The organism is Candidatus Synechococcus spongiarum SH4, from assembly GCF_000586015.1.
Classification (GTDB): Bacteria; Cyanobacteriota; Cyanobacteriia; order PCC-6307; family Cyanobiaceae; genus Synechococcus_B; species Synechococcus_B spongiarum_F.
The window spans coordinates 1-2,695 of the sequence record NZ_JENA01000223.1 but is presented as its reverse complement, the minus strand read 5'-3'; the positions used below and the strand labels follow the sequence as shown (position 1 = coordinate 2,695).

At 63.9% G+C, this 2,695-nt stretch carries 4 protein-coding genes and 1 pseudogene; all 5 read right to left on the bottom strand.

Features of this window, described 5'->3' with window-relative positions:
• Positions 1 to 716, bottom strand: a 716-nt coding sequence (locus BG35_RS0108800; protein WP_080688119.1) for a uracil-DNA glycosylase, incomplete at its 3' end; no start/stop codon positions are given.
• A 32-nt stretch (positions 717 to 748) separates the two neighbouring features.
• Positions 749 to 1,108: a VOC family protein gene (locus tag BG35_RS0108795; RefSeq protein WP_025782527.1), complete on the bottom strand. Its 360-nt coding sequence runs from the start codon at positions 1,106 to 1,108 to the stop codon at positions 749 to 751.
• Positions 1,109 to 1,152: 44 nt separating this feature from the next.
• Positions 1,153 to 1,335, bottom strand: coding sequence for a hypothetical protein (locus tag BG35_RS13220; protein WP_025782526.1), 183 nt, complete (start codon positions 1,333 to 1,335; stop codon positions 1,153 to 1,155).
• 125 nt (positions 1,336 to 1,460) lie between these two features.
• On the bottom strand, positions 1,461 to 2,192 hold the full coding sequence (locus BG35_RS0108785; RefSeq protein ID WP_025782525.1) for a hypothetical protein: 732 nt from the start codon (positions 2,190 to 2,192) through the stop codon (positions 1,461 to 1,463).
• A gap of 124 nt (positions 2,193 to 2,316) precedes the next feature.
• Positions 2,317 to 2,695, bottom strand: a pseudogene (locus tag BG35_RS13215) (hypothetical protein); the annotation flags it as partial.

Here is a 2,695-nt window from a genome sequence, read left to right as displayed (position 1 = left end):
GGGGTTTCACGGGCTTGAGCGCTTGCCTCCAGCTTATCCAGGCGGGCGCGGACGGCTTTGAAATCCTCCCAGGTGAGCCATTTGGGGCGCCCCTTCTGCCGTGATGCGTTGCGCAACAGAAACGACGGATGAAAGACGGGCATATAGACCCTGCCGTCCCGTTCAATCCACTGGCCCCGCATCCTGGTGATGCCGGTTTTGATGCCCAGCACCCCCGTCATGGCGGTGGACCCCGCCAGCAGCACCACATCCGGATTCACCAGTTGAATCTGGCGCTGAAGCCATGGGCGACAATGGGCCATTTCTTCCGGCGTGGGCTTGCGGTTGCCGGGGGGACGACACTTGACCACGTTGCAGATGTAGACGTCCTGCTCCTGATCAAGGCCCACGCTGGCCAGGATTTGATCCAGGAGCTTGCCGGCCCGTCCCACGAAGGGGAGGCCCGTTTCGTCTTCATGCTGGCCGGGGCCCTCCCCGATGAGCATGAGCCGCGCCAAGGGATTGCCCCGGCTGATGACCACGTGGGTGCGGGTGGCCGCCAGTTCACAGCGGTGGCAGCCCAGGCACTCCCTGGTCAAGGCCTCCCAACTGTCTTCCCTCCCCTGCTCCTGGACGGTGACCGCAGCAAGTGGTGACGGCGACGGCCCACTGGGTGGATGTTCAGGGGGTGTTGCGGCTGGGGAGAAAAGATCAAGCTGGCTGCGCTGGGTGCCCATGGGCCCAGCCTAAACCGGGCAGCCCCCATGGGTTACGGGTCTTCCCACAACAGCACGCGGTTGCCTTCGGGATCCAGCAGCCATTGCTCCCGCCCGAAGGGTTCCTCCCGGAGAGGCTCCAGCACCTGGGCCCCCAGGGCCATGGCCCGTTGGCGTGTGTCCTCCAGGCGGGTGCAACGGAGGCAGAGGGCCAGACACCCCCCCTGCCGGGGTTGAGGGCGCTGGCGAGAGGGGCGATACAGCACCATGTCCATCCCCGTGGGCAGACGGACGGCGGCGGCTCCGGCAGGAGCAACGGTGACGGCCCCACCGTGGACAAGCTCCCCGTAGAAGTGGGCCAGGCGTCGGGGGTTGCGGCTGGCCAGCACCAGGCGGATGAAGGGGGAAGACATCTGTAGCCTCAGCACCGGTGAGCCGGATTTCCCCACTCCCCCCTTCATCCGCCGGGCGGCGGCAGCGGCATCTCCTCCCGCTGTCTGGCCTCGTTGGCCTTGATCTCCTCCCGGAGGTCGTCAATGCGTCTGCTGTGGCCTCGGACGTCGGCCCAGACAACGGCCAGGCCGGCTCCTATGGCGCCGGGTTGCAGCCAGGCAACCAGTTCCGGGGGGAGAGCGGGCATGGCCAACCACGAACCAACTGTTGCCCACAGGTTACTGCACCTATGGCAGTCGGCGGGTCCGGGCTGAAGGGGACCCGGCTTCTCCACGGGCAGGGAGGAGCCGTGACTGCCGGGCTTTCTCAGGGCTACCTGACCACCATGGCCGCCTCGGTGAGACGATCCAGCTTTTCGTTCATCACTCTGTTGTTCGCCTTGATTTCAGCGAGTTCAGCCCGGATCTCCTTCATTTCCTCGCGGAACTCCTTCATCTCTTGTTGCTGCCTGGCCTCACCAGCCTTCATGTCGGCCCGGATCTCCTTCATCTCCTGCTGATGCCTGGCCTCGTTGGCCTTCATATCAGCCCGGATCTCCTTCATCGCCTCGCGGAACTCCCTCATTTCCTCCCGCTGCCTGTCCTCGCTGGCCTTCATTTCCTCGCGGAACTCCCTCATCTCTTGTTGCTGTCTGGCCTCACTGGCCTTCATCGCCTCGCGGAACTCCTTCATCTCTTGTTGCTGCCTGGCCTCGCTGGCCTTCATCTCCTGCTGATACCCGGCCTCGCTGGCCTTCATGTCGGCCCGGATCTCCTTCATCTCCTGCTGATACCCGGCCTCGCTGGCCTTCATGTCGGCCCGGATCTCCTTCATCTCCTGCTGATGCCTGGCCTCGTTGGCCTTCATGTCGGCCCGGATCTCCTTCATTTCCTCGCGGAACTGCTTCATCTCCTCCCGTTGTCTGGCCTCGTTGGCCTTGATCTCCTCCCGGAGGTCGTCAATGCGTCTGCTGTGGCCTCGGACGTCGGCCCAGACAACGGCCAGGCCGGCTCCTATGGCGCCGGGTTGCAGCCAGGCAACCAGTTCCGGGGGGAGAGCGGGCATGGCCAACCACGAACCAACTGTTGCCCACAGGTTACTGCACCTATGGCAGTCGGCGGGTCCGGGCTGAAGGGGACCCGGCTTCTCCACGGCAGGGAGGAGCCGTGACTGCCGGGCTTTCTCAGGGCTACCTGACCACCATGGCCGCCTCGGTGAGACGATCCAGCTTTTCGTTCATCACTCTGTTGTTCGCCTTGATTTCAGCGAGTTCAGCCCGGATCTCCTTCATTTCCTCGCGGAACTCCTTCATCTCTTGTTGCTGCCTGGCCTCACCGGCCTTCATTTCCTCGCGGAACTCCCTCATCTCTTGTTGCTGCCTGGCCTCACCGGCCTTCATTTCCTCGCGGAACTCCCTCATCTCTTGTTGCTGCCTGTCCTCGCTGGCCTTCATCTCCTGCTGATGCCTGGCCTCGTTGGTCTTCATGTCGGCCCGGATCTCCTTCATCTCCTGCTGGTATCTGTCCTCGCTGGCCTTCATCTCCTGCTGATGCCTGGCCTCGTTGGCC

Bases quoted from the DNA above. Each gene is read 5' to 3' on its own strand.
- BG35_RS0108795 (WP_025782527.1), bottom strand. From the start codon at position 1,108: ATGTCTTCCCCCTTCATCCGCCTGGTGCTGGCCAGCCGCAACCCCCGA.
- BG35_RS13220 (WP_025782526.1), bottom strand. From the start codon at position 1,335: ATGCCCGCTCTCCCCCCGGAACTGGTTGCCTGGCTGCAACCCGGCGCC.
- BG35_RS0108785 (WP_025782525.1), bottom strand. From the start codon at position 2,192: ATGCCCGCTCTCCCCCCGGAACTGGTTGCCTGGCTGCAACCCGGCGCC.